The sequence below is a fragment of the Allostella sp. genome (assembly GCF_041913585.1).
GTDB lineage: Bacteria > Pseudomonadota > Alphaproteobacteria > ATCC43930 > Allostellaceae > Allostella.
Map to the genome: position 1 here is coordinate 1 of NZ_JAYSFE010000028.1, position 26,555 is coordinate 26,555.

At 71.8% G+C, this 26,555-nt stretch carries 24 protein-coding genes; 11 read left to right on the forward strand and 13 right to left on the reverse strand.

Annotated elements, in window-relative coordinates:
- The 7 genes from ACE3Q3_RS07540 to argE all read left to right on the forward strand — a co-directional run.
- On the forward strand, nucleotides 1–485 hold a 485-nt coding region (locus tag ACE3Q3_RS07540; protein ID WP_374444119.1), incomplete at its 5' end, for an MFS transporter.
- Nucleotides 482–1,717, forward strand: coding sequence for an O-antigen ligase family protein (locus tag ACE3Q3_RS07545; protein WP_374444121.1), 1,236 nt, complete (start codon nucleotides 482–484; stop codon nucleotides 1,715–1,717). The genes ACE3Q3_RS07540 and ACE3Q3_RS07545, both read left to right, overlap by 4 nt.
- A 431-nt stretch (nucleotides 1,718–2,148) precedes the next feature.
- Nucleotides 2,149–2,970, forward strand: a complete 822-nt coding sequence (locus ACE3Q3_RS07550; protein WP_374444123.1) for an OmpA family protein — start codon at nucleotides 2,149–2,151, stop codon at nucleotides 2,968–2,970.
- A 204-nt stretch (nucleotides 2,971–3,174) separates the two neighbouring features.
- Nucleotides 3,175–3,567, forward strand: a complete 393-nt coding sequence (apaG, locus tag ACE3Q3_RS07555) for a Co2+/Mg2+ efflux protein ApaG (RefSeq protein ID WP_374444125.1) — start codon at nucleotides 3,175–3,177, stop codon at nucleotides 3,565–3,567.
- Nucleotides 3,568–3,601: 34 nt separating this feature from the next.
- Entirely contained in the window at nucleotides 3,602–4,228 is a 627-nt protein-coding gene (gene folE, locus ACE3Q3_RS07560; RefSeq protein WP_374444127.1) for a GTP cyclohydrolase I FolE, read from the forward strand.
- 33 nt (nucleotides 4,229–4,261) lie between these two features.
- On the forward strand, nucleotides 4,262–5,713 hold the full coding sequence (locus ACE3Q3_RS07565) for a TrkH family potassium uptake protein (RefSeq protein ID WP_374444129.1): 1,452 nt from the start codon (nucleotides 4,262–4,264) through the stop codon (nucleotides 5,711–5,713).
- Between the two features lie 68 nt (nucleotides 5,714–5,781).
- Nucleotides 5,782–6,945, forward strand: a complete 1,164-nt coding sequence (gene argE / locus ACE3Q3_RS07570; RefSeq protein ID WP_374444131.1) for an acetylornithine deacetylase — start codon at nucleotides 5,782–5,784, stop codon at nucleotides 6,943–6,945.
- A 58-nt stretch (nucleotides 6,946–7,003) separates the two neighbouring features.
- Here the strand turns inward: argE and ACE3Q3_RS07575 are convergent, their stop codons facing one another.
- The 11 genes from ACE3Q3_RS07575 to ACE3Q3_RS07625 all read right to left on the reverse strand — a co-directional run bounded on the left by ACE3Q3_RS07575 (nucleotide 7,004) and on the right by ACE3Q3_RS07625 (nucleotide 18,538).
- A complete protein-coding gene (locus ACE3Q3_RS07575; protein WP_374444134.1) occupies nucleotides 7,004–7,930 on the reverse strand; it encodes an Hsp33 family molecular chaperone in 927 nt (308 codons plus the stop codon).
- Entirely contained in the window at nucleotides 7,927–8,853 is a 927-nt protein-coding gene (argF, locus tag ACE3Q3_RS07580) for an ornithine carbamoyltransferase (protein ID WP_374444136.1), read from the reverse strand. The genes ACE3Q3_RS07575 and argF overlap by 4 nt, the downstream gene beginning before the upstream one ends.
- Entirely contained in the window at nucleotides 8,841–10,013 is a 1,173-nt protein-coding gene (locus ACE3Q3_RS07585; protein WP_374444138.1) for an aspartate aminotransferase family protein, read from the reverse strand. The genes argF and ACE3Q3_RS07585 overlap by 13 nt, the downstream gene beginning before the upstream one ends.
- Nucleotides 10,014–10,283: 270 nt before the next feature.
- Nucleotides 10,284–11,312, reverse strand: coding sequence for a DUF4340 domain-containing protein (locus ACE3Q3_RS07590; RefSeq protein WP_374444140.1), 1,029 nt, complete (start codon nucleotides 11,310–11,312; stop codon nucleotides 10,284–10,286).
- Nucleotides 11,313–11,327: 15 nt separating this feature from the next.
- Nucleotides 11,328–13,325: a GldG family protein gene (locus tag ACE3Q3_RS07595; protein WP_374444142.1), complete on the reverse strand. Its 1,998-nt coding sequence runs from the start codon at nucleotides 13,323–13,325 to the stop codon at nucleotides 11,328–11,330.
- Nucleotides 13,326–13,334: 9 nt separating this feature from the next.
- The gene (locus ACE3Q3_RS07600; protein ID WP_374444143.1) at nucleotides 13,335–14,069 is read right to left on the reverse strand and encodes an ABC transporter permease subunit; all 735 of its coding nucleotides are present in this window, start codon (nucleotides 14,067–14,069) and stop codon (nucleotides 13,335–13,337) included.
- A gap of 13 nt (nucleotides 14,070–14,082) precedes the next feature.
- Nucleotides 14,083–15,072, reverse strand: coding sequence for an ABC transporter ATP-binding protein (locus tag ACE3Q3_RS07605; RefSeq protein ID WP_374444145.1), 990 nt, complete (start codon nucleotides 15,070–15,072; stop codon nucleotides 14,083–14,085).
- Between the two features lie 192 nt (nucleotides 15,073–15,264).
- Entirely contained in the window at nucleotides 15,265–15,852 is a 588-nt protein-coding gene (locus tag ACE3Q3_RS07610; RefSeq protein ID WP_374444147.1) for a glutathione peroxidase, read from the reverse strand.
- Between the two features lie 58 nt (nucleotides 15,853–15,910).
- Complete coding sequence (locus tag ACE3Q3_RS07615; protein ID WP_374444150.1) at nucleotides 15,911–16,702, reverse strand: ABC transporter permease; 792 nt, start codon at nucleotides 16,700–16,702, stop codon at nucleotides 15,911–15,913.
- 13 nt (nucleotides 16,703–16,715) lie between these two features.
- Entirely contained in the window at nucleotides 16,716–17,492 is a 777-nt protein-coding gene (locus tag ACE3Q3_RS07620; RefSeq protein ID WP_374444152.1) for an ABC transporter ATP-binding protein, read from the reverse strand.
- A 23-nt stretch (nucleotides 17,493–17,515) separates the two neighbouring features.
- Nucleotides 17,516–18,538: an ABC transporter substrate-binding protein gene (locus tag ACE3Q3_RS07625; RefSeq protein WP_374444154.1), complete on the reverse strand. Its 1,023-nt coding sequence runs from the start codon at nucleotides 18,536–18,538 to the stop codon at nucleotides 17,516–17,518.
- A gap of 129 nt (nucleotides 18,539–18,667) precedes the next feature.
- Here ACE3Q3_RS07625 and ACE3Q3_RS07630 point away from each other — a divergent pair, with 129 nt between their 5' ends.
- The 4 genes from ACE3Q3_RS07630 (at nucleotide 18,668) to ACE3Q3_RS07645 (ending at nucleotide 24,257) form a co-directional block, all read left to right on the forward strand.
- Nucleotides 18,668–19,396, forward strand: coding sequence for a LysE family translocator (locus ACE3Q3_RS07630; RefSeq protein WP_374444156.1), 729 nt, complete (start codon nucleotides 18,668–18,670; stop codon nucleotides 19,394–19,396).
- A gap of 28 nt (nucleotides 19,397–19,424) precedes the next feature.
- Nucleotides 19,425–21,716: a mechanosensitive ion channel domain-containing protein gene (locus ACE3Q3_RS07635; RefSeq protein WP_374444162.1), complete on the forward strand. Its 2,292-nt coding sequence runs from the start codon at nucleotides 19,425–19,427 to the stop codon at nucleotides 21,714–21,716.
- Nucleotides 21,713–22,519 carry an ABC transporter permease gene (locus ACE3Q3_RS07640; RefSeq protein WP_374444165.1) on the forward strand — a complete coding sequence of 269 codons (807 nt, stop codon included), beginning with the start codon at nucleotides 21,713–21,715 and terminating at the stop codon, nucleotides 22,517–22,519. The genes ACE3Q3_RS07635 and ACE3Q3_RS07640 overlap by 4 nt, the downstream gene beginning before the upstream one ends.
- Before the next feature lie 64 nt (nucleotides 22,520–22,583).
- Nucleotides 22,584–24,257: a gamma-glutamyltransferase family protein gene (locus ACE3Q3_RS07645; protein ID WP_374444167.1), complete on the forward strand. Its 1,674-nt coding sequence runs from the start codon at nucleotides 22,584–22,586 to the stop codon at nucleotides 24,255–24,257.
- Between the two features lie 3 nt (nucleotides 24,258–24,260).
- On the opposite strand, the gene ACE3Q3_RS07650 is transcribed toward ACE3Q3_RS07645, so the two are convergent.
- Nucleotides 24,261–24,842, reverse strand: coding sequence for a HupE/UreJ family protein (locus ACE3Q3_RS07650; protein WP_374444169.1), 582 nt, complete (start codon nucleotides 24,840–24,842; stop codon nucleotides 24,261–24,263).
- Nucleotides 24,843–24,919: 77 nt separating this feature from the next.
- A complete protein-coding gene (locus tag ACE3Q3_RS07655; protein WP_374444172.1) occupies nucleotides 24,920–26,551 on the reverse strand; it encodes a GMC family oxidoreductase in 1,632 nt (543 codons plus the stop codon).
- Nucleotides 26,552–26,555: the final 4 nt, after the last annotated feature.

Consider the following 26,555-nt stretch of genomic DNA (forward strand, 5'->3'; position numbering starts at 1 on the left):
GCTTCTCCAAGATCGAGGTCGCCAACGTCGCCAAGGTGTTCGGCGTCGGCGCGACGCTGGCCGGCCTCGCCGCGGCCGGAATCGTCGTCTACCGCTGGGGCGTGTTCCGGAGCCTGCTGGTCTGCGGCATCCTGCAGGCGGTCTCGAACCTGACCTACGTCGTCCAGGTCTGGGCCGGGCACGACGTTCCGGTCCTGATGCTGACCACGCTGGTCGAGAACTTCACCGGCGCCATGGGGACGGCCGCCTTCGTCGCCTACATCTCCAACCTGTGCTCGCGGCAGTTCGCGGCGACCCAGTATGCGCTGCTGTCGGCCTTCGCCGGCGTCGGGCGCAGCTACCTCGCGGCGAGCGGCGGCTGGCTCTCCGAGGTCCTCGGCTGGGTCCCCTTCTTTCTCGCGACCACGGCGGCGGCACTACCCGCGCTCGGCATCCTGATCTGGCTCGGCCGGCGCTTTCCCGAACCCGAACGGCCCGCGACATGACGCCGGCACGCGGACGTCTGCCGGCGCTGGCGCTTGCCGCGACCCTCGTCCTGACCGCGGTGCTGGCGCTCCACGCCCACCGCGCGGCGGCGCCGATCCTGGCGGCCGCCGGCATCGCGGTGCCGGCCCTCGCCTGGTTCGCGGGCCAGCGGCCACGACCGTCGCTGCCCTTCGCGGCGCTCTTCGCCGGCCTCCTCGCCTGGGCGGCGCTCGGCCTCGCATGGTCGATCGACCCCGCCGCCGGCATCGACCAGTGGCCGCGGGTCGCCTACCTGCTCGCGACCGGCCTCCTGCTGGTCGCCGTCGCCGCCGGGCTCGCGCCCGAGGATGCGCGCATGGCCGGCCGCGCGCTGGTCCTGGGCTTCGCCCTCGCCGCCGTCCTGCTGGTCGTCGAGGCGGCGACCGGCGGCGCGGTCAAGGCGCTGGTCGGCAACAAGAGCGACCCGGTGATGGCCCTCAAGGCCGGGTCGACCATCCTGGTGCTGCTGCTGTGGCCCGCGGTCGCCGTCCTGGCCGACGACGGCCGGCGGGGTGCGGCCGCGGTCCTGGCGCTGGCCGTCGCCGTGCCGCTCGGCCTCCTCGACGGGCGGGCGGCCTTCCTCGCCCTGCTGGCGGGTGCGGCCGTCTTCGCCGCGGCATGGGCGGCGCCGCGGAGCAGCGCGGCGCTCGTCGCCGTCGGCGCCGCGATCGGCATCCTCGCCGCGCCCTTCCTCGTGCTGCACGTCGCCTATCCGCTGCTCGGCGGCTTCGCCGACGGCGACACGATGCTGCCCTTCTCCGGCCGGCACCGGCTCGAGATCTGGCGCTTCGCGGCCGAGCGCATCCTCGAGCGCCCCCTGACGGGCTGGGGCTTCAACGTCTCGCGCGTGTTCCCGGGCGGCGAGCGCATCCTCGACGCCGGCTCGGGGGCGATGCAGATGCCGCTGCATCCGCACAATGCCGCCCTCCACTGGTGGCTGGAACTGGGGCTGCCCGGCGCCCTGGCCGGGGCGGCGGCGGTCGCCCTCCTCGCCGGCGCCGCCCGCCGCCTGCCGACCCCGGCCGCCCGCGCCGCCGGGCTGGCCCAGGTCGCCTCCGGCCTGGTGGTGGCGATGCTGAGCTACGGCGCCTGGCAGAACTGGTGGCTGGCGGCCCTCGGGCTGGCCGCCGCGGCGACGGCCGCGGTGGGGCGAATCGGTCCGCCGCAGAATTCCTCGCCGCCGCCGGATCGCGGACGCCCGCTGGCGCGTTGACGGCGTCGATGCTCCGAACGCCCGTGTTTCCGATGCCGCATCTGTTGCAGTATCGCCACATGGTCGCCAGGGAATCGCGGAAGAGCGGGGCAGATGGTCGAGAGGACTGCCGGGGTGCGGAAGATTCGACTATAGATTAACACGATGCCGTCGGCGTGGCGCGCCGCCGCGCCGATGTGTGTGGCTGGTGTCACGGGGGGTGCGCACGCGGGGTACTGCCGGCGGGGGTCGTGGATTTTGAGGTTGCCAGGGTCTGGCGTGACCTTAGAATTCATGGTCGAGGGGCATCGGAGGGCTTGTCGCCGTCCGATGGTCGCAGCATCGGTGGTTCGTGGGGCGCGCCCGGCGCCGCGGTATCGACAGGTTGAGCCGCGGTGTGGGCTGAAACGACAAGGAGGTTTTTCTTCATGCGATCGATGAAGCTAGGGGCAGTGTTCGCTGTCGGCCTCATGGCGGCCGCCTGCGGCACGACCGAGATCGACTCGGTCCGCGGCATGACGCAGACCGGGGGCACCGAATTCACCCAGGCGCTCGCCAGCGGTTACCGCGCGCTTGCCATCCAGGAGGAAGGCCTCCGTGACTGGTCCGACGCGTACATGTACGCGCGGAAGGGCCTGTCCGCCGGCCAGGGCCAGGTGGTGCTGCCGGAAGACCCGGCGAACTACGCCCTGCCCGCCAGCATGATGCCGGAGTTCCAGTCGGCCCGCGCCCGCCTCATCGCGGCGCTGGATGCCGGTGGCCGTCAGCGGCTGCCGCGCGTCGCGGCCGGCGCCCAGCTCGCCTACGACTGCTGGGTCGAGGAGCAGGAGGAAGGCTGGCAGATCGACTGCATCGAGAAGTGCAAGCGGGACTTCTATGCCCTGCTGGCGCAGCTCGAGGCGCGTCCGGCTCCGGCGGCGGCTCCGGCCCCGGCGGCTCCGCCCGCTCCGCGGCAGTTCATCGTCTTCTTCGACTTCGACCGTTCGAACATCACGGCTGAGGGCGCTCGCGTCATCCAGCAGGTGATCGCGTCGTACCGCCAGAAGGCGGGCCCGGTCAGCGTCGTCGGCCATACCGACCGCTCCGGCACGCCGCAGTACAACCAGGGCCTGTCGGTCCGCCGCGCCAACTCGGTCAAGGCCGCGCTGGTTCGTGGCGGCATCGCCGCCGGCCAGGTCTCGACCGCCGGTCGCGGCGAGTCCGAGCCGCGGGTCCCGACTCCGGACGGTGTCCGCGAGCCGCAGAACCGCCGCGCCGAGATCCGCATCCAGTAGCGGAACTCGATCGGCAATCGGGAACGGCGTCGGCTTCGGCCGGCGCCGTTTTCGTTTCCCGCCCCCGCTTTCCGGGCGCCCGGCGGCCCGGCTGGACAAGCCCGGACGGGCGGTCGATAGTCGGCGGAGCGAACGGACGCCCGACCCGCCGGAGGGTGAGTGCGGGTGTCCTCCCCTCGACGATCGGCCCCAGCGGTTCCACTCATGTACAGCGAAACCACCCACGCCATCCGCGTCACGGTGAAGCCTTTCTACCTCGAGGATCAGTCCTCGCCGGCCGAGAACCACTATGTCTGGGCCTATCACGTGAAGATCGAGAACACGGGCAGCGAGAAGGTCCAGCTCCGCACGCGCCACTGGCGCATCACCGACGCGCTGGGCCGGGTGCAGGAGGTGCGCGGCCCCGGCGTCGTCGGCGAGCAGCCGGTCCTGGAACCGGGCAAGTCGTTCGAGTATACGAGCGGCACGCCGCTCCCGACGCCGTCCGGCATCATGGTCGGCAGCTATCAGATGGAGGGGCCCGGCGGCCGCATGTTCGACGTCCGGATTCCCGCCTTCTCCCTCGACAGCCCCCACCAGCCGGTCCGCCTCAACTGAGGCCGGGCCGGGTCAACAACGACAAAGAGGCAAGATGACGACCGAGGATCGCCAGGACGCCACACCCGACCGGCCGACGCAGGCGGAGGCGGAGGCCGCCGTCCGCACGCTGATCCGATGGGCCGGCGACCGACCGGAGCGCGAGGGGCTGGCGGACACCCCGGCCCGCGTCGCCCGCTCCTTCGCGGACTTCTTCGGCGGCTACAAGCTCGACCCCGTCGAGGTGCTGCAGCGCACCTTCGAGGAGGTCGAGGGCTACGACGAGATGGTCGTGCTGCGCGACATCCGCTTCGAGAGCCATTGCGAGCATCACCTGGCGCCGATCATCGGCAAGGCCCACGTCGCCTACCTGCCGAAGACGCGCGTCGTCGGCATCAGCAAGCTCGCCCGGGTCGTCGACATCTATGCCCGCCGCCTGCAGATCCAGGAGAAGATGACCGCCCAGATCGCCAACGCGATCGACGAGGTCCTCCAGCCGTTCGGGGTCGCGGTGGTGATCGAGGCCTCGCACCAGTGCATGACGACACGCGGCGTCCACAAGCCCGGCACCACGATGGTGACGAGCCGGATGCTGGGTGCCTTCCGCGACGACGCCGCCACGCGGCGCGAGTTCCTGGCCTTCATCGGCGTCGGCGGACCGGCCGGCATGGTCTACGTCTGAGCCGCCGCGCGCGATCGGGCGGGGCGCGATCGCATGCCGGCGCTACGCCCGGTCCTGCACATCATCGGCCTGCTGCTCGGCATCGTCGCGGCGGCGATGACGCTGCCCGCCCTGCTCGACTGGGCCGACGGCAGCGACGGCTGGCGGGCGTTCGCCGCCTCGGCGGCGGCCACGCTCTTCGTCGGCGGCGGCCTCATGCTGGCCTGCCAGCCGGAGCGGCGGGTCGACCTCACCGTCCGGCAGACCTTCGTGCTGACCGGCGCCTCCTGGGTGCTGATCTGCGGGTTCGCCGCCCTGCCCTTCGTCTTCGGCGCCAGCCGCCTCAGCTATTCGGCCGCCTATTTCGAGGCCATGTCCGGGCTGACCACGACGGGCTCCACCGTCATCGTCGGCCTCGACCGCATGCCGCGCGGCATCCTGCTCTGGCGGGCCCTCCTGCACATGCTGGGCGGCGTCGGCATCGTCGTCATGGCGGTCGCCATCCTGCCCTTCCTGCGCATCGGCGGGATGCAGCTCTTCCGGACGGAATCCTCCGACCGCTCGGACAAGCTCCTGCCGCGGGTGTCGCAGATGGCGAGCGCCATCGTCGTCGTCTATTTCGTCCTGGTCGGGGTCTGCCTCGCCCTCCTGTGGGCCGTCGGCATGCACTTCTTCGACGCCCTCTGCCACACGCTCGCGACCATCTCGACGGGGGGGTTCAGCACCTACGACGCCTCGGTGGGCCAGTTCCGCAGCCCGGCGGTCGAGGTCGTCATCACCGTCTTCATGCTGCTCGGCGGGACCACCCTGTCGCTCTTCATCCGCTTCGCCCGCGGCGACTTCCGGCCGCTCCGCCTGGACACCCAGCTCCACTGGTATTTCGGCATCTTCCTCGCGTTCTCGGCCGCGATCGCCCTCTGGCAGGTCGTGGTCAACGGCGCCCTGCCGCTCGACGCCATCCGCGTCTCGGCCTTCACGGTCGCCTCCATCCTGACCACCACCGGCTTCGCCACCGAGGATTACAGCCTCTGGGGCGCATTCCCGGTCGCGTGCATCTTCTTCCTGACCTTCCTCGGCGGCATGACCGGGTCGACCTCGGGCGGCATCAAGATCTTCCGGCTCCAGGTCTTCTACAGCGTCGCCAAGGTCCAGATCGACCGCCTGATGCAGCCGCACCGGGTCATCCTGCCGCTCTTCAACGGCAAGGCGGTGGCGGAGCCGATCGTCTTCTCGGTGCTGGCCTTCCTGACGCTCTACGGCATGTCGTTCGGGCTGATCTCCCTCGGCCTCGGCCTCTTCGGCCTCGACCTGGTGACGGCGCTGTCGGGCGCGGCGACGGCGCTCGGCAATGTCGGCCCCGGTCTCGGCGAGGTCATCGGCCCGGCCGGCAACTTCAGCACCATCCCCGACGGCGCCCTGTGGATCCTCTCGTTCGGGATGCTGCTCGGCCGGCTCGAGCTGCTCACCGTGTTCGTCCTCTTCACCCCCGCCTTCTGGCGCGACTGAGGGCTTGCGGAAGGCGCGCCTTCCCGGTCCACTGCGCCACACACCCTTTCACCGCTGGAGCTTCCGCGATGCCTGCCGAGGTCGTTTCCCCCGAAGAGATGCTGCGCCGACTGATCGCGTTCGACACGACCTCGTCGCTCTCCAACCTGGCGCTGATCGACTATGTCCGCGAGTACCTGGAGGGCCACGGCATCGCCTCCCACCTGACCTTCGACGACGACGGCCGGAAGGCCAACCTGCTGGCGACGATCGGGCCCGCGGTCGAGGGCGGCTACGTGCTCTCCGGCCACACCGACGTCGTTCCGGTCGAGGGCCAGCCCTGGACGAGCGATCCCTTCGCCCTGGCCGAGCGCGACGGCCGCCTCTACGGGCGCGGCACCTGCGACATGAAGGGCTTCATCGCCATCGCGCTGGCGATGGTGCCCGAGTTCAAGGCCAAGGCGACGAAGCGGCCGATCCACCTCGCCCTCACCTACGACGAGGAGGTCGGCTGCTACGGCGTCCGCCGCCTGCTGCCGCAGCTGAAGGAGCTGCTGCCCAGGCCGCAGCTCGTGATCGTCGGCGAACCGACCGAGATGAAGGTCGCCAACGCCCACAAGGGGGTCCATTCCTTCGTCACGACGGTGACCGGCAAGGACGCCCATTCGAGCCAGCCGCAGATTGCCTGCTCGGCCATCGAGTACGCGGCCGAGATCGTCCGCTTCATCTACGGCATGGCCAAAGAGATGCGCGACAACGCCGATCCGGCCTGCCTCTTCGTGCCGCCCTACACGACCTTCAACATCGGCACGATCACCGGCGGCACCGCCGGCAACATCATCCCGCGCCAGTGCCGCTTCGGCTGGAACTTCCGCGGCCTGCCGACCGACGACCCGGCGGCGATCAAGGCGCGGTTCGACGATTTCGTCGCCAACGAGATCCTGCCCCGGATGCGGCGCGAGTACGCCGACGCCAAGGTCGAGACCACCGAGATCAACGTCCTTCCGGCGCTGGCGCCGCAGCAGGATTCGCCGGCCGAGGAGATGGCGAAGTCGCTGAGCGGCAACAACGGCACGGTCGTCGTCTCCTTCGGCACCGAGGCCGGCCACTTCCAGCGCGCCGGCCTCCCGACCGTCGTCTGCGGACCCGGCAGCATCCTGGAGGCGCACCAGCCCGACGAGTTCATCAGCCGCGCCCAGATGCAGGCGGGCGAGGCCTTCCAGCGCCGCCTCGCCGACCGCGCGGCCGCCTGACGGCGGCGCGGTCGCGGCGGCTGGCCCGGGCCGAAGCCGGCCCGGCGCCCGCCGTCCGTCAGAACGCCGGCGGACCGTCCGCGAGGCGGGCCGGATCGATGCGGTAGAGACGGGCGCAGAACTCGCAGCGCACCTCGATCGCGCCGTCGACGACGAGGTCGGCGCGGTCGGCCTCGGGCAGGCTGGCCAGGATCGACCGCACGCGCTCCTCGCTGCAGCGGCAGCCGTCGCGCACCGGGCCCGGCGCAAACACCCGCACGCCCTCCTCGTGGAAGAGACGGAAGAGCAGCGCTTCCGGCGCGAGGTCGGGGCTCGTCAGCTCGTCGTTGCGGCAGGTGCCGATCAGGCTCATGACGTGCCGGAACTGGTCCTCCCGCGCCTCCTCGTCCTGCCAGCCGCGATCCTGCTCGGGCAGGCGCTGGACCATGACGGCACCCCCCCGCCAGCCGCCGGCGGTGCGGGCGACGGCGACGCGGATGCCGGTCTCGATCTGCTCGGACTGGCGGAAATAGTGGTGGACCGCGTCGACGAGGCTGGTGCCGACCAGTTCGACGATGCCCTGGTAGCGTTCGGTGTCGGGCCCCTGGTCGATCGTGAAGGCGAGATGCCCGGTGCCGAGCAGGCGGGCCGGCGAGGCGCCCGCCGCCACCATCGCCGCCAGCCGGTCGCCGTCGAACTGGGCATAGCCGCGCACCGCCCGGGTGGCGGCCACGTAGTCGGCGACCAGCAGCTTGACCGGGCCGTCGGTCCGGGTCTGCAGGGTCAGGATCCCGTCGAATTTCAGCATGGTGGCGATCGTCGCCGTCAGGACGACGAGCTCGCCGAGCTGCACCGCCACCTCCGCCGGGTAGTCGTGGCGGCCGAGGATGGCGTCGAGCGCCGGCCCGAGCCGGACCAGGCGGCCCCGGAGGCGGTGCGGCTCGACCTGGAAGGGCTGGACCAGGTCGTCGGCCGCGATCGCCGCCGGGGTGTCGTCCGCACTCACTCCAGGCACCAGGCGAGGATGCCCTTCTGCGCGTGCAGGCGGTTCTCCGCCTCGTCGAAGACGACCGACTGCGGCCCGTCGATGACCTCTGCCGTCACCTCCTCGCCGCGATGGGCGGGCAGGCAATGCATGAAGATGGCGTCGCGGCCGGCCGCTTCCATCAGTCGCTGGTCGACCTGGTAGGGCTTCAGCAGGTTGTGGCGGCTGCCGGCATCCTTGTCGCCCATCGACACCCAGGCGTCGGTGACGACGCAGTCGGCCCCGGCGACGGCGGCATAGGGATCGTCGACGACCGCGACCTTGCCCCCCGCCCGGCGGGCCCAGTCGAGCAGCTCGGGCGAGGGCTGCAGCTCCCTGGGGCTGGCGATCCGCAGCTCGAAGCCGAAGCGCACGGCGGCATGGATCCAGGACGCGGCGACGTTGTTGCCGTCGCCGCTCCAGGCGATGACCCGGCCGCGGATCGGCCCCTTCTTCTCCTCGAAGGTCATGATGTCGGCCATGATCTGGCAGGGATGGCTGCCGTCCGTCAGGCCGTTGATGACCGGCACCGTCGCCGCCTCCGCCAGCTCCTTGAGCTTCTCGGGCGCGGTGGTGCGGATCATGATCGCATCGACATAGCGCGACAGCACGCGCGCGGTGTCGGCCACCGTCTCGCCGCGGCCGAGCTGCATCTCGGCGGCCGACAGGATCACGACCTCGCCGCCGAGCTGGCGCATCCCGACCTCGAAGGAGACGCGGGTGCGCGTCGACGGCTTCTCGAAGATCATCGCCAGTGTCTTGCCGGCGAGCGGCCGGGCCGAGGCGGCGTGGGTGCCGCCGCGCTTGTAGGCGGCACCCTGGTCGAGGATGCGGCGGAGGGTGTCCCCGTCGATCCGGTCGAGGTCGAGGAAGTGGCGCGGCGGCGCCGTCGTCAGTGTGTCCATTCGCGGCATGTCTTCTCGACGATGGCCACGGCCTCGTCGATTTCCCCCTCTCCGATGATGAGCGGCGGCAGGAGCCGCACGACGTTCTCGCCGGCGCCGACCGTGAGCAGGCCGTTCTCCCGCAGCTTGGTTCCGAAGTCGCCGCCCGGGACCTCGCAGCGCAGGCCGAGCATCAGCCCGGCGCCGCGGACCTCGGCGACGACCTTGGGATATTTCGCCACGACGTCGGCGAGGCGGTTGCGCAGCACGCCGCCCATCCGCTCGACCCGCTCCAGGAAGCCGTCCGAGAGGACGACGTCGAGCACGGCGTTGCCGACCGCCATCGCCAGCGGGTTGCCGCCGAAGGTCGAGCCGTGGGTGCCGGCGGTCAGCCCGACCGCCGCCTTCTCGGTGGCAAGGCAGGCGCCCATCGGGAAACCGCCGCCGATGCCCTTGGCGATGGTCATGACGTCGGGCGTGATCCCGGCCCATTCGTGGGCGAAGAGCTTGCCGGTCCGGCCGATGCCGCACTGGACCTCGTCGAAGACGAGGAGCAGGCCGAACTCGTCGCAGATGGCGCGCAGTTCGCGCAGGTACTCGACCGTGGCCGGGCGGATGCCGCCCTCGCCCTGCACCGGCTCGACCAGGATGGCCGCGGTGTCGTCGCGGATCGCCGCCCGCATCTCGTTGGTGTTGGCGAAGGCGACGTGGTCGAAGCCCTCGGGAATCGGCTCGAAGCCCTTGGTGTACTTGTAGCCGCCGGTCGCCGCGATCGTCGTCATGGTGCGGCCGTGGAAGGCCGCCTCGGCGGTGATGATGCGGAAGCGACCGGGGTTGCCGGTCTCGTCATGGTACTTGCGCACCAGCTTGATCGCGCACTCGTTCGCCTCGGCGCCCGAGTTGGTGAAGAACATGGTGTCGGCGAAGGTCCTGGCGACGAGCCGCTCGGCGAGCCGCTCGCCCTGCGGGATCCGCCACAGGTTGGAGACGTGCCAGACCTTCTGCGCCTGCTCGATCAGCGCCTGCTGGAGGTGCGGATGGTTGTGCCCGAGGCAGGTGACCGCGATGCCGCTGCAGAAGTCGAGGAAGCGTCGCCCGTCGGTCGCGTAGAGATAGGCGCCGTCGCCGCGCTCGAAGGCGAGGTCGACACGGGCGTAGGTGGGCATCACGGGCGAAATCATCGGCTGTCCTCCTGGCGGTGCGGAGATCGGCCAACCCCAAATCGAACCGGGCCGCACTTGCGGCCCGGAAAAGCGAAGAATATCGGGGTTGGGCCGGAACCTGTCAATCGAGCGCGCCACCTCGACGTCGCCCGTCCGTCGCGGCGGCGACGGCGGCGAAGACGGAGGAATGCAGGCCCGACAGCATGGGCCGGGAAGCTATCAGGTCCGGATTGTCCCGAAAACCGCGAACTTGTCCCGGGACAAGTTCGCGGTAAGAGGGACGGCGCCTCAGCTTTCGCCGACGAGGTCGGCCAGCTTCGTCGTGAAGGGCGCGGTCTTGTAGCCCAGGAGCTCGAAGTCGTAGGGCTCGAGCCGCGCCTTGAGGGCGGCCGCCTCCTTCTTCGCCGCGTCGCCGGCCTCGGGCGTCGTCTCGACCGTGAAGCGGGCCCAGGCGCGGTAGTTCGTCTCGTGCGTCGCGACCTTGACCACCAGCCCGTCGAAGGTACGGATCTCGGCCTTGACGGCATTGTCGGGGATGTCGGCCTCGCCGCGCTTGCGCACGTCGTCGAGGTCGATGCCGGCCAGGGCCGAGGCGGCCTTCTCGACCTTGTCCTTCTCCGTCACCGCCTTGCCCGCGGGCAGGTCGACCACCGCCATCGCGTCCTCGGCCTTGGCCCGGCCGATGACGAGCCGGGTCCCGTCGCCCTGGATCGTCGCCACCTCGGCGATGCGCTCGGGCTTGATGTCGATCAGCGGCCGCACCAGGAAGCGCTGGAACTCGCCCGTGATGTCGACGTTGCCGGCGGCGAGCCACGCCTGCTCGGAGCCCTTGCGGCGGACGTAGAGGGAGTCGCGGCCGCCGCCCAGCCGGTCGATGCGGCGGCGGCCGATCACCACGTCGGCGATGACCGCGCCCTGCCCGTCCTTCACCGTCATCAGGGTCGACCGCGAATCCTTCTCCGTCACGTCCTCGACCTGGAGGCGCGGATAGAGTTCCGCCTTCCGCGTCTTGGCCTCGACGAGGCGAAGGTCGGCCAGCTCGACCAGGACGCGGCGCACCTGCTCGCCGTTCGCCGGGTAGTCGCCCTTCTCGACGAAGATCCAGCGGTCGCCCTGCTGCTTCAGGGTGGCCGTGCCGCTGCTGCGGGTCAGCACCAACTCGCGGACGTCGTTGGCGCGGCGCTGCAGTTCCGGCAGGAAGACTTCGCCGCTGCGCGCCGAGACCACGGCCTCGCCGGGGCGCACCACCTGGTAGGCGACGCCCGCGGTGGCCGCGGCGGCGGCGGCGATCAGCAACACGAAGGTCGTCTTGCGCATCTCCGTCCTCTCCTGTCAGGCGCGGGCGGCGGCGGTGCGCGACCGGCCGCGGCGGCGGCGGCTGCGCCGCCAGAGGCCGAGCAGGATCGCGAAGGCCGCGACGACGATCGGGATCAGCCCGATATTGACGAACTGCACCACCGACTGCAGCCGGTCGATGTCCTTGCGGAGCGCGAGCTGGACGTCCCGCAGTTCCTTGCGGGTCGCCACCATCTCGGTGCGGAACTGGTCGATCGAGCGCTGCTGCTCCGGTGTCAGGATCGCCTGGGCACCCTGGCCCTGACCCTGGTTGCGGATGTCGGCCAGCTTCTTCTCGACGTCCTTCAGCTTGTCCTGCAGCTCCTTTTCCTTGGCGCGGAACTGCTGCTCGGCGTCGCGCTGGAGCACCTGCACCCGCTCGAACGGCCGCGACGAGGTGCCGCGCGAGCGCAGGCCGATCAGGTCGTTGGAGCCGGTCAGGTTCTCGATCGCGTTGGCGACGAAGTCGGCGTTGTTGGCCGTCGGCACCTGCATGCGCTGGCCGAAGAAGTCCTGGCTGTTGACCCAGAACCGGTCGTCCAGGATGTCGGTGTCGGCGACGACGATGAGGTTGACCGGCTGCTTCGACTGGGCGACGTGCCTCTCCATCGCCTTGGCGTGGTCGGCCTCGATCTTCTTCGCCTCCTCCTCGGCCTTCTTCTTGTCCTCCTCGCTGTCGGAGGCGGGCTTGGGCGGCTCCTTCTTCGGCGGCCCGTCGGGGAAGGCGGTCTTGACCGGCCCCTGGACGCGGGCGGCGATCGTCTCCGCCTTGTTCTGCGACTGGAAGCGGTTGAGGAGGCCCAGCACGTCCGGCACCGGCGCCGCGAACTCGGCGGCGTCGATCTCCATCGAGGCCGGGCTCGAATGGATGAGCGGCTTGATCTCGGTCGTGCCGCCCTCGGCCTTGCGGACGATGCCGGTCGAGGCGACGTTGACGAGGTTGAGGTCCGCCGTCACCGGGTCGGACGTGTCGAAATTGGATGGCCGGAGCGTCAGCCAGGCGACGTAGTCGACCGCCTGGATGCGGCTCGACCCGCCGGCGTTGACCTTGCGCGCCGAGAGCCGGTCGCCCAGAACCCTGCCCTTCACGACCTCCACGCCCCACGCCTTCATCAGCGGATCGAGGCTGGAGGAGGCATCCTCGACCGGCCCGCGCATCGGGTTCGGCCGCGACCGCTCGGCCTCGGAGTTCGGGTCGACGAAGACGATGGCCCGGCCGCCCTTCAGCACGAACTGGTCGATGGCGTACTGGGTCTGGGCGTTCAGGTTCTTCGGATGGACGACCATGACGACCGCCACGTCGTCGCCGATCTCCGACACCTCGCCGCCGAGCTGCCGCATCTCGAAGAAGGCGCGGAGCTGCTCCATGATCGCCCAGGGCTGCGGCGGCCGGCCGGTCATCCGCATCGCCATCACGTCGCCCTCGAGCGGCAGGTCGCTGATGAGCGCGACCACCTTCTTCTTCGGATTGGCGAGGTTGTAGACGAGCTTGGTCAGGTCGTACTCGAGGAAGCGCTCGCGCTCCGGCTGAAGGAACGGAATGACCTGCTCGTCGTCGGTCGAGTTGGTCGCCGCCAGGCCGAAATAGACCTGCTCGCCGCCCTGGGTGATCGGCACCCCCTGCAGGCCGAAGGCGACCGCGCGGTCCTCCTCGTCCGAGAAGGGCAGCGGGTTCAGCTGCTCGACCCGGATCTTGCCGCCGGAGAGGGCCGAATACTCGTCCAGCAGTTCGCGCACCCGGGTCGCGTAGGTGCCGTAGGCCGGCACCTCGCGGCCCAGCCGGTCGGAATAGTAGAAGCGGACGGTGATCGGCTCGTCGATCTGGCCGAGCACCGACCGCGAGCCGGGCGACAGCGTGTAGAGCCGCTGCTCGGTCAGGTCGAGGCGCTTGGTCCAGGACCCGGCCAGGATGTTGACGGCGACGAAGAGGACCGCGGCGGCCGCCAGCGCGACCAGCGAATAGAAGGCGTGGTTGCGGCGGAAGGGAGCGTTCATCGCGGCCACCTATCGGCTCTTCGCCAGGTCGACGAGGACGACGTTCGCGAAGAGGAAGAGGGCGATCGCCGAACCGAAGAAGATCACGTCGCGCAGGTCGATGACGCCGCGAACGATGGCGCTGAAATGGGTGAGGAAGCTGAAGGAGGCGATCGTGTCGATGACCGCCTGCGGCGCCCAGCCCGAGAAGAAGCTGATGACGATGGGCGAGCCGGACACGGTGAAGAGGAAGCAGACGACCGCCCCCAGCACGAAGGCGATCACCTGGTTGCGGGTCATCGCCGACATGCAGGCGCCGATGGCGAGGAAGGCGCCCGCCATCAGGAAGCTGCCGACGTAGCTCGCCAGGATCACGCCGTCGTCGGGCTGGCCCAGCCAGCGCACCGTCAGCCAGACCGGGAAGGTGAGCGCGAGGGCGATGCCGCAGAAGGCCCAGGCGGCCAGGAACTTGCCGATCACCGCCGAGGGGATGGAGACCGGCAGGGTGAGGAAGAGCTCGATCGTCCCGGTCTTGCGCTCCTCCGCCCACATCCGCATGGCGATCGCCGGGATCAGGAACAGGTAGAGCCAGGGATGGAACATGAAGAAGGGCTGCAGGTCCGCCTGGCCGCGGTCGAAGAAATTGCCGAGGAAGAAGGTGAGCGCCCCCGCCAGGGCGAGGAAGATGACGATGAAGACGTAGGCGACGGGGGTCGCGAAATAGCTCCCCAGTTCGCGCCGGAAGACCACCCAGGTCGTGCGCATCGGGCGGGGCTCCTCAGACTTGCGGCAGGGTCAGGATGCGGAACACGTCGTCGAGCCGGCCCGGCTCGACGCGGATCTGGTCGAACGGCCATTGCCGGGCGCGCAGGGTGCCGCCGACGTCGCCGACGATGTCGGCGCCGTTCTTGGGGATCACCAGCAGGGTCGCCGCGCCGTTGACGACCGGCCCGACCTCGACGGCGGCGACCTTGGGGTGGCGCACCAGTTCGGCCCGCGCCGCCTCGTGCATCGGCGCCGGGATCGTCACCGCGACGGCATTGTAGTGGCGCGAGCGCGCCTCCAGCCCGTGCGGGGTGTCGTCGGCGACGATGCGGCCGCGGGCGATGACGATCGCCCGCGAGCACACGGCATGGACCTCTTCCAGGATGTGGGTCGAGATGACGATCGCCTTGCGCGCCGACAGTTCCTGGATGAGGGCGCGCACCTCGTGCTTCTGGTTGGGATCGAGCCCGTCCGTCGGCTCGTCGAGGATCAGCACGTCGGGATCGTGGACCAGCGCCTGGGCGAGGCCGACCCGGCGCTTGAACCCCTTGGACAGCGTGTCGATCGGCTGGTGCAGCACCTCGCCGAGGTCGATGCGGTCGACGACCTCCCCGACCCGCCGCTTCCGCGCCGAACCGGAGATGCCGCGGATGGCGGCGCAAAAATCGAGGAAGCCCGCCGGCGTCATGTCGGGATAGGCGGGCGCGCCCTCGGGCAGATAGCCGATGTGGCGCTTGGCCTCCAGCGGGCGGTCCTGGATCTCGAAGCCGCAGATGGTGGCGGTGCCGGCCGTCGGCGCCAGGAACCCGGTCGCCATCTTCATCGTCGTCGACTTGCCGGCACCGTTGGGCCCGAGAAAGCCCAGCACCTCGCCGCGCCCGACCGCGAAGCTGACGTCGTCGACCGCGACGATGTTGCCGAAATGCTTGCTCAGGCCGCGAATCGAGATCATCGCCTCGCCACCCGACTGCGTCGCGGGGGCCGCACTTGCCTGCTCGACCATGGCCCGTCCCATCCTGTTCGCCCGGAAGCGCCGCCGGCGAACGCGACGGCGCATAAGGCACCCCCGTCCCACCCGCATCGGGTGGGGTGCCCGTCGATTGCGAGCCGATTTAAGGGATCGGCCAGGATTTGCAAGGGGTCTATTGACGCCCCGGTTGCGCACCCGTGCCCGCCGGGCGCGCCCGGCCAAGTGTCAGCGCGGCAACAATTTTTCGATTTCGCCCGCAATCTCCGGAGCGGACGGCCGCACCCGCGACGGCCAGGCGCCGACGAGCCGTCCCTCGCCGTCGATCAGGTACTTGTGGAAATTCCAGCGCGGCGCCGCGCCCTCGCCCGCCTCGGCGACGATCCAGCGGAAGAAGGGATGGGCGCCGCCGCCGACCACCGTCTGCTTCTCCGTCATCGGGAACTCGACCCCGAACCGGGTCTCGCAGAAGGCCTGGATCTGCTGGTTGGTGCCGGGCTCCTGGGCGCCGAAATCGTTGGACGGAACACCGAGCACGACCAGCCCGCGCGGCCCGTACTGCCGATGCAGCGCCTGGAGATCGTCGTACTGGGGCGTGAAGCCGCACTGGGAGGCGGTGTTCACCACCAGCACCGGCCGGCCGCGGAAGTCCGCCATGGCGATCGGCTGCCCGTCGATGCCCTCGAAACTGTGGTCGTAGGCGGTCATGCCCGTCTTCCCGTCGCTGAGGATGCGCCCGCTGAGCGCGAATGGGGTGAAGGACCAGACGAACGCCGCCAGCGCGGCGAACATGGTCGAGAGTCGCGAAGGCCGCATCGGCGTCGAACCTCCATCGGGGAGCCCCTGTCCCGACGCAACATAGGGCACGGCGGCGTCAGCGCCAGCGCAGCAGCAGGCGCTCGGCCAGGGACACCAGACCGGCGCCTGCCAGGCCGAGCAGCGACAGGACCGCCACCCCGGCCAGCAACTGGTCGGTCCGCATCAGGTTCCCCGCCATCAGGACGAAGGCGCCGAGCCCCTCGTCGGCGCCGATCATCTCGGCCGCGACCACCAGGATGACGGCGATCGCGACCGTGATGCGGAAGCCGGCCAGCACCGTCGGCATCGCCCCCGGCACGACGATGCGCAGCACGATCGCCCAGGCCGGCAGGCCGAAGCTCTGGCCCATGCGGATCAGCGACCGCGGCACCTGGTCGACCCCGCCGGCCGCGGCGATCACCGTCGGGAAGAAGACGCCGGCGGCGATCGTCGCCACCTTCGACGGCTCGCCGATGCCGAACCACAGGATGAAGAGCGGCAGCACGGCGATCTTGGGGATCGGGAAGATCGCCGACACGAGCGGCATGCCGACCGCGCGGGCGGCGGCGAGGATGCCGATCGCGAACCCGGCCGCCAGCCCGAGCCCGGTGCCGGCGAGCCAGCCCGCCGCGACCCGCCCGAACGACGCCGCGAAATGCCGGGCGAGCGCGCCCGATTCGGCGAGCTCCCAGAGCGCGGCCGCGACCGCGACCGGCGAGGGCAGGAAGAGAGGATTGGCGAGCCCGCCCGTCGACGCCGCCTGCCAGGCCAGGACGAGACCCGCGAGCGACGCCAGCGACGCGAGCCGCAGCCGGCGCGGCTCGAACCCGCCGCCGCGAAAGGGGACCGGGGCCGGCCTGTCGTCCATTACAACGCGCCCATTACCGCGCGCCCGCCAGTTCGCGATCGGCAGCACGCGCCTCGTCGCGGAGCAGCGACCAGAGATGCTCGGAAAGCTCGGCCAGGCGGGCCGCGCGGTCCGGCCGCCCGCGCTCGTCGCGCGGCACGTCGACCGCCAGGATTTCGCGGAGACGGCCCGGCCGGCGCGACAGCACCGCCACCCGGTCGGCCAAGCGCAGCGCCTCGCCGAGATTGTGGGTGACGTGGACGGCGGTCGTGCGCTGCCGTCGCCAGGCGGCGAGGAACTCCTCGACGAGGAGGTCGCGGGTCTGGGCATCGAGCGCCGACAGGGGTTCGTCCAGCAGCAGCACCGCGGGCCGCACCACGAGCGCCCGCGCGATGCCGACGCGCTGGCGCATCCCGCCGGAGAGCTGGCGCGGGAAGGCGGAGCGGAACTCGGCCAGTCCCATGCGCTGGAGCGCGTCTTCGATCCGCGCCCGCCGCTCGCCCGCCGGCAGCCGGTGGTGCTCCAGCGCTAGGCCGACATTGGCCGCCACCGTCCGCCACGGCAGCAGGGCGAAGTCCTGGAAGACGTAGGTAAGCGGGTTGAGGCAGCCGGCGGGGGCGGCACCCCGGGTCAGGACCCGGCCGGCGGTCGGCCGCAGGAGGCCGCCCATGATGCCGAGCAGCGTCGATTTGCCGGAGCCGGAGGGCCCGATGAGCGACAGGATCTCGCCGTCGCGGACCGCGAGTTCGATCCCCTCCAGCACCGGCAGGTCGCCGTAGGCGTGGCCGACGCCCTCGACCAGGAGTTCCATCGCCGACCCGCCCGGCGACCCGGTCAGCGCGGCACGTTGCGATGCCCGTCGACGAAGCCGAGATCGAGGATGGCGGCGGCGTCGACGCCCGCATCGACCATCTTCTGCGCCTGCCACCAGCGCACCTGGGCGTGGACGTCGCCGACGTCGAGGCGGCCGGCGGGATCGACGTAGGGAAGCCCGGTGGCGAGGCGCGCGGCCGGCTGCTGGGTGTATTTCTCCAGGATCGCCATCAGGGCATCGTAGTCGGGGCCGCGCTCCGCCCGCCCCGCGGCGTCGCGGCGGTTGAAGGCGCCATGGTACTCGGCCGCGCCCCGGGCGTAGGCGCGCACGAAGCGGGCGACGAGCGGCCGCCGGTCGGCGGCGGCCCGGCCGGAGGTGAAGAGGGCGCCGAGCTGCCACGGGGTGACGTCGCCGACCCAGCCGAGCAGCGTCCCCTCGCCCGAGGCGATCATCGGCAGCGCCACGCTGGACGGCAGGATCACGGCGTCGACCTGCCCGCCCTTGAAGGCGGAGACCATGTTGGGGATCGACTGCAGGGGAACCAGGCGCACCCGGGCGAGGTCGAACCCTTCCTTCCGGGCCAGCAGCCCGATCATGTAGTGGAAGGTGGAGCCCGTCTGGGTGATGCCGAGGCTGCGGCCGGGGAAGTCCGCCAGGGTCCGGAGCCCGGCCTCGACGGCCCTCGAGGTCGCCAGATAGGCGCTGAGATGGAAACCCGGCACGTCCGACGACTGCGCCGCCACGATCTTGAGGGCGCCCTTGCCGGCGAGGTTGTAGAAGCCCGCGGTCAGCCCGGTGACGCCGAAATCGGCGTCGCCGGTGGTCACCGCGACCGCCACCGGCTGGGCGGCGGTGAAGAACTTGAACGAGACCTCCAGCCCCTCTGCCGCAAAATGGCCCCGATCCTGGGCGATGAACAGCGGCCCGGACGAGGACAGGCGCAGCGCGGCGACGCTGACCGCCTCGCCGCGCGCCACGGTCGCCGTCACGAGAACGGCCAGGAAGGCGAGAAGACCGGACGATGCGTGCCTCAGGGCGAACATGTTTCCTCCGCGTTCGAGCCGGCTGCGGCAAGCTATCGACCGCCGCGCGCCGCCGTCAACGGCGGGGCCGGGGCCGGGATGCGGCTATCCCGGACGTTGCGTTCCGCCGCCGCCGCCTCTATGGGGTAGGTGCGCTGCCGCCGCACCGCGGGCGGCGGCGCCCGTGCGATCCAGCGGCGGCCAACCGGGAGGAGGCGGCCCAGCAACCGGGAGCTGCCCCTGTCCCTCCTCAGCCTGTTCTTCATCAAGGGCGTCATCGCCGGGGTCATCATCGCCGCCCCGGTCGGGCCGGTCGGCGTGCTCTGTGTCCGGCGCACGATCTTCGAGGGGCCGTTCTACGGCTTCGTCTCGGGGCTGGGCGCGGCCGTCGCCGACTCCCTCTTCGGCATCGTCGCGGCCTTCGGCCTGACGGTGATCTCCGACTTCCTGATCGGCCACCAGGGCTGGCTGAAGGCGGTCGGCGCCGCCTTCCTGCTCTTCATCGGCGGCCGGGCACTGATCGGCGCCCGCGACGTGACGCCGGCACCGATCAGCGGCGAGAACCTCTTCGGCGCCTTCGCCTCGACCTTCATCCTGACGGTCACCAACCCGATCACCATCCTCGCCTTCGCGGGCGTGTTCGCCGCCGCCGGGCTCTCCGGCGAAGAGGCGACCTGGGGCCGGGCCGGCATGCTGGTCGCCGGGGTCTTCGCCGGCTCGCTCGCCTGGTGGTTCCTGCTCTGCGGCATCGCCGGGGGCGTGCGCCACCTGGTGCGCGAGATCCATCTCGTCTGGGTGTCGCGCGCCTCGGGCCTGATCCTGGTCGCCTTCGCGCTCTTCCTCGTCCTCACCATGACGCCCTGGTCGCCGCTCGACTGACCGGGGCCGCCCCCGCCATGGAGTCCCGATGCCGGTTCCCCTCGCGGTCCCGCCGCCCGTCTTCCGTCGGCTGCTGCTCGCCCTCGTCGCGCTGATCCTCGCCGCCGCCGCGGTCCCGTCCCTCGCCCAGGTCCCACCGTCGCTGCTGGCGTCCGGCGGCAAGGCCGGCGCCGCCCCGACGCAGGCCGATGCCGCCGAGGCCGCCGAGGCCGAACGGCTGGCGAAGCTGCTCGAGGACCCTGCCCGGCGCGAGGAACTGATCCGCCAGCTGCGCCTCCTGTCCCAGGCCGGGCGCACCCCGGCGGCCGACCGGCCCGTGGTGCGCGACGACCCGTCGACCGGCGAGGCCGTGCTCGCGCAGGTGGCGCGGGCGGCCGACGCGGTCGTCCGCGCCATCGTCGACGCCGGCATCCTGGCCGCCAACATCCCGGGACTCGCCGACTGGCTGGTCGACCAGTTCGACGATGCCGAAAGCCGCACCCGCTGGCTCGGGATCCTGACGGAACTCGCCATCGTCTTCGGCGCGGCGGTCCTGGTCGAGCTCGTCACCTGGTGGGCGCTGCGCCGACCGCGCCAGGCGATCGCCCGCCGGCAGGCCGTGGGCCGGGTGCGGCGGCTGCCGTTCCTCTTGCTGCGCGCCTTCCTCGAACTGCTGCCGGTCGCGGCCTTCGTCGGCATCGCCTACGGCACGCTGGCCCTGCTGCCGCCCGACTTCGCGGCCCGCTTCGTCAGCCTCACGGTGGTGCGGGCGGTGGCGCTCGCCGGCATCGTCGTCGCGCTCGCCCGCGCCGCCCTGATGCCCGACGCGCCCGGTCTCCGGCTGCTGCCGCTCGGCGACGAGACCGCCAACTACGTGATGATCTGGGTCCGCCGCTTCGTCGGGCTCGGCATCTACGGCTTCGCGGTGCTCGACATCGCCTTCCTGGTCGGCCTGCCGGTCTCGATCTACCAGCTCGTCGAGCGCGTGCTCGGCCTCGTGCTGGCCGGCCTCGCCACCGTCTTCGTCCTGCAGAACCGGGTCGCGGTCTCGGACTGGCTGCGCAGCCGCTCGGACGGCGGCCCACCCCAGCCCCGGGTCGCCACCGCCTTCTGCGCGTGGCTGGCGGAGACCTGGCACCTGGTGGCGCTCGTCTATGTGGCGATGCTGGCGATCGTCTGGCTCCTGCAGATCCCGAGCGGCTTCGCCTTCGTGCTCCGGGCGTCGGCCCTGTCGGTCGTCGTCATCGCCGCGGGCGCGCTCGCCCAGGCCGGGACGCGGCGCCTGCTGCGGCGCGTCTTCGCCGTCGCCCCGGCGCTGGCGCGCGAGTTCCCCAACATCGAACTGCGCGCCAACCGCTACATCGCGATCGTCGGCATCGTCGCCTCGACCGCCATCGCGCTCGTCGTCGTCATCCTGCTGCTCCAGGCCTGGGGCCTGCGCTCGCTCGACTGGCTCTCCTCCTCCTTCGGCCAGCGGCTGACCGGCGGCCTCGTCTCCATCGTCGTCGTCGGGCTGCTGGCGCTCTTCGTCTGGGAGGTCGTCGACCGCATCATCGAGCGTTCGCTGCAGCGCCTGTCGCGGCAGGCGCCGACGGCGGGCAGCGCGGTCCGGCTGCGCACCTTCCTGCCGCTGATCCGCAACGTCGCCATGGTCGTCCTGGCGACCATCTTCGTCCTGGTCGCCCTCTCCGAGATCGGGGTCAACATCGCGCCGCTCCTGGCCGGTGCCTCGATCATCGGCATCGCCGTCGCCTTCGGCGCCAACGCGCTGGTCAAGGACGTCATCACCGGCCTCTTCATCCTGATCGAGGGCACGATCAACATCGGCGACGTGGTCGAGGTCGACGGGCGCAGCGGCGTCGTCGAGGGCCTCAGCATCCGCACCATGCGGTTGCGCGACCTCACGGGCTCGGTCCATACCGTGCCCTTCTCCAACGTGACCTCGGTCAAGAACATGACCCGCGACTTCAGCTTCGCGGTGATCGACGCCAACGTCGCCTACTCGACCGACCTCGCGCTCGCGATGGACGTGCTGCGCCGGATCGAGGAGGAGATGCGCGCCGACCCCGCCTTCGCCGTCATGATCTCGGCCCCGCTCGAGATGCTGGGCGTCGAGCGCTTCGCCGACAGCGCCATCGTCGTCCGCGCCCGCATCCGCACGCCGCCCGGCAAGCAATGGTCGGTCTCGCGCGAGTTCAACCGCCGCATGAAGCTGGCCTTCGACCAGGCCGGCATCGAGATCCCGTTCCCGCACCAGGTGGTGGTCGGCGAGCCCGGGCTGCGCCGCCCCGATGCCGCCCCGCCGCCGGCCCTCGGGCAGGACCGGGGGCCGGCGCAATGACCCCGGTCGCCGAACCGGGCCGCTGGCGCCCCTATGCCGGCCAGAACCGGCAGGGGCTGTGGTCGCTCTACCGCAAGGAGGTGACCCGGTTCTTCAAGGTCGCGGTGCAGACGGTGCTGGCGCCGCTCGTCACGACGCTCCTCTTCCTCGCCGTCTTCACGCTGGCGCTGGGCGGGGCGGACCGGACCGTCGGCGGCGTGCCCTACGTCCAGTTCCTCGCCCCCGGCCTCGTCATGATGGCGATCGTCCAGAACGGCTTCGCCAACAGTTCGTCGTCGCTGGTCAACGCCAAGGTCCAGGGCAATGTCGTCGACCTGCTGATGCCGCCCTTGTCGCCGGCGGTGCTGACAGCCGGCTTCGCGCTGGGCGGCATGACCCGGGGGCTCGTCGTCGGCCTCGTCGTCGGGCTGGCGATCGCGCTCTTCGTCCGCCTGCCGGTCGCCGACCCGGCGGCCATCCTGTTCCACGCCGTGGCCGGATCGCTGATGCTGGCGCTCGTCGGCATCCTGGCCGGCCTGTGGTCGGAGAAATTCGACCATATCGCCGCCGTCACCAACTTCGTCGTGACCCCGCTCGCCTTCCTCTCCGGCACCTTCTATTCGGTGGAGCGGCTGCCGCCGGAATGGGCCTTCGTCGCCCATCTCAATCCCTTCTTCTACCTGATCGACGGCTTCCGGGCGGGCTTCATCGGCCATGCCGACGGCAGCCGTGCGGTCGGCTACGCCGTCGTCCTGGCCGCCGACGCCCTCCTGTGGCTCGCCTGCCACCGCCTCTTCCGCGCGGGCTACAAGCTGAAGCCGTAGGCGCTTGCCCGACGCGGGCCCGCGGGTGCAGGAAGGGCGTCGCCCCGCAGCCGGAGCAGCCGCCATGTCCGTCCGCCGCATCGCCGCCCTCGCCTTCGCCCTCCTCGTGCCGCTGTCGGCGGCAGCGGAGAACCGGGTCGTCGCCTCCGCCCATCCGCTGGCGTCGGCCGCCGGCAAGAGCATCCTCGATGCGGGCGGCAACGCCGTCGACGCCGCGGTCGCGGTGCAGATGACGCTCTCGGTCGTCGAGCCGCACGCGTCCGGCATCGGCGGCGGCGCCTTCCTGCTGCTGTGGGACCCCGCCACCCGGCGGGTGCGCGCCTTCGACGGCGTCGCGGCGCAGCCCGCCCGGGCGACCGAGAGCCTGACCGTCGACGCGGACGGCAGCCACCTGCCGATCGACCGCGTCCGCTTCTCGGGCCGCTCGGTCGGGGTGCCCGGCGCCGTCGCCATGCTGGCCGACCTGCACGGACGCGAGGGCCGGCTGCCCTGGGCCGACCTCTTCCAGCCGGCGATCCGGGCTGCCGAGGAGGGATTCCCGCTGCCGGCCTACCTGCACCATGCGCTGACGGTCCAGGGCAGGCGCGTCGCCGACCCGGCGCTGCGGGCGGAGTGGCTCGAGGAGGACGGGCAGCCGAAGCCGGTCGGCGCCCGCGTGCGCAACGCCGCCCAGGCCGAGACCCTGCGCCGCCTCGCCGCCGAGGGGCCCGACGCGCTCTATCGCGGCGACCTCGCCCGGGCGATCGTCGCCGCGGTCGCGGCCGATGCCGTGCCGGGCTTCCTCGCCGAGGCCGACCTCGGCGCCTACCGCCCGCGCGAGCGCGAGCCCCTGTGCCGGGCGGCGCTCGGCCACCGCCTCTGCACCATGCCGCCGCCCTCCTATGGCGGCATCGTCGCCCTCCAGATCCTCGCCATGACCGGCGGGCTCGGCATCGCCGGCCTCGCCCCCGACGGCGCCGCGGCGGCGCACCTCTTCCTGGAGGCGAGCCGGCTTGCCTATGCCGACCGCTTCCTCCATGTCGGCGATCCCGACTTCGAAGCGGTGCCGACCGCGGGGCTGGTCGACGGCGGCTACCTTGCGGCCCGGGCCCGGCTGATCCGCGCCGAGGCCAGCATGGGCCGGGCCGCGGCCGGCGACCCGCCCGGCCGGCGCGCCGACATCGCCCCCTCCGAGCCGTGGAGCGAGGCCGCGACCAGCCATCTCGCGATCGTCGACGGCGACGGGCGCATCGTCTCGATGACGACGACGATCAACCTCTATTTCGGGTCGGGCATCGCGGTCGGCGGGTTCTTCCTCAACAACGCACTCACCAACTTCGCCTCGCAGGCCGAGCGCGACGGCAGGCCCGCCGTCAACCGCATGGCGGCCGGCAAGCGCCCCTACACCTCGATGGCGCCGACCATCGTCTTCGATGCCGACGACCGTCCGGTGCTGGCGATCGGCGCCGCCGGCGGCGCCCGGATTCCGAGCTACATCGCCCAGGCCGGGCTCGGCGTGCTGGCCTGGAAGCAGGACCTGGCGACGGCGCTGGCGCAGCCGCACTGGCACAACGCCAACGGGCCGAGCGAACTGGAGCAGGACAGCCCCGCCGCCGGCCTCACCGAGGCACTCCGATCCATGGGGCACGAGGCGAAGACCGCGGTGACGCAGAGCGGCCTCGCCGGCATCGCCCGCACGCCGTCGGGCTGGGTCGGCGCCGCCGACCCCAGGCGCGACGGGGCCGCCGTCGGCGACTGACGCTCAGAGCACCCCGGCCAGGATCGCGACGCCCGCCAGCGCGGCCGCGGCCCCGGCGCCGCGCACGGCCGCCATGCCGGCGCGGCCGACGAGCGCGCCGAGCGCGAGACCGGCACCGTGGAGCAGCGCGGTCGCCGCCAGGAAGCCCGCGGCATAGGCGGCCGCACCGGTGCCCGCCGGCATCTCGGCGCCGTGGGCATGGCCGTGGAAGACGGCGAAGAGCCCGGCCATGCCCATCGCGGCCGCGACCGGCCAGCGCGCGCCGGTTGCGATCGCGAGCCCGAGCGCCACGACCGAGAGCGCGATCCCCGCCTCGACCAGCGGCAGTGCGACCCCGGCCGCACCGGCGAGGCCGCCCAGCGCCATCACCGCGACGAAGGCGGCCGGCACCAGCCAGCGGGCACGGCCGCCGATCTGCCAGGCCAGCACGCCCACCATCACCATCGCCAGGACATGGTCGAGCCCGCCCGCCGGGTGGAGGAAGCCGCCGGCGAACCCGCCGCCATGATCGGCGCCGGCATGGGCGAAGGCGGCGGCCGGCAGCAGCGCCGCGGCGGCCGCGAAGATGGCGGAGAAGGTCCTCATGACGGGCTCCTGCAACGAGGGACGGCGGGGCGACCGGACTGGATCGCGCCCGCTCCACCGACGCAAGCCCCGTGCCGTCACGCGGCGGGCGCAGTCGCCCCCCGCGCGCCCGCCGCTTCGAGCACGAGCGCCGCCCCCCGCTCGCCGATCATCAGCGAGGCGGCGTTGGTGTTGGCCGAGGTCACCGTCGGCATGACCGAGGCGTCGATGACGCGCAGCCGCTCGACGCCCCGGACCCGGAGGGCGGGATCGACGACGGCGCCGGCATCCTCGCCCATGCGGCAGGTGCCGACGCAGTGGAAGACCGTGCCGCCGGTGGTCCGAACGAACTCGAAGATCTCGTCGTCGGTCGCCGCCGCCGGACCCGGCATCACCTCCTCGTCCCACAGGTCGCGGAAGGGCGGCTGGGCATAGATCTCGCGCAGCATGCGGACGCCGGCGACGATGACCTTGCGGTCGTGCGGGTCGGAGAAATAGCCGGGGGCGATGCGCGGCTGCTCGCGCGGGTCCGCCGAGCGGATGGCGAGGCTGCCGCGCGAGCGCGGGTGGCACTGCCAGACCGAGGCGGTGAAGCCGGAATAGCGGTGCAGCGGCGTCCCCGGCCGGTCGACCGACAACGGCATGACGTTGAACTGCACATCCGGCCGCCCGCCCTCGGCGAAGGGGGTGCAGGCGGCGCCGCCGACCTGCCCCGCCCCCACGGTCAGCGGCCCGGAATTCTTCAGCAGCCATCGCAGTCCCATGGCCGCGAGGCCGATCGGGCTGCGCACCTGGTCGTTGAGCGAGATCGGCCGGCGCAGGCGCACGATGGTGCGCGCCTGGTAGTGGTCCTGGAGGTTGGCGCCGACCCCCGGCAGGTCGCAGACGACCGGAATGCCGTGCCGGCGCAGGAGGTCGGCCGGCCCGATGCCGGAGAGCTGGAGGATCTGGGGCGACTGGATGGCACCGGCCGCGAGGATCACCTCGCGCTCGGCCCGCGCGCTGCGGACGGCCCGGCCTTCCAGCCATTCGACCCCGGTCGCGACCCCGCCCTCGAACCGCACCCGGGACGCGAGCGCCCCCGTCGCGATGGTCAGGTTCGGGCGCCTGCGGACGGGCGCCAGGAAGGCGGCCGACGCGCTCGCCCGCCAGCCGTCGCGGATGCTGAGCTGGTAGGCGCCGACGCCGTAGGTGGTCTCGCCGTTGAAGTCCGGGTTGTAGGGCAGGCCGGTGCGCTGCGCCGCCTCGACCCAGGCGCGGCAGGCGGGGTGGTCGTTGCGCAGCTCCGACACCGACAGTTCGCCATGGGCGCCGCGATACTGGTCCGGGGCACCCCGCCAGCATTCGAGGCGCCGGAAGAAGGGCAGCACCTCGCGGTAGCTCCAGCCGGCGGCCCCCGCCTTCGCCCAGTCGTCGAAATCCTCGTGCTGGCCGCGGATGAAGATGAGGCCGTTGATCGAGCTCGAGCCGCCGAGGATGCGGCCGCGCGGCCAGACGATGGCGCGGCCGCCCGTGCCCTCGGACGGCTCCGTCTCGAAGAGGCGCGCAAAGCGCTCGTCGTAGATCGTGCGGAAATAGCCGACCGGCAGCCGGACCCAGAAGTTGCGGTCGGGGCCGCCCGCCTCCAGCAGCAGCACCCGGACCGTCGGGTCGGCCGACAGCCGGTTGGCGAGGACCGACCCCGCCGAACCGGCGCCGACGACGACGTAGTCGTAGACCGCAGACGCCAAGCGC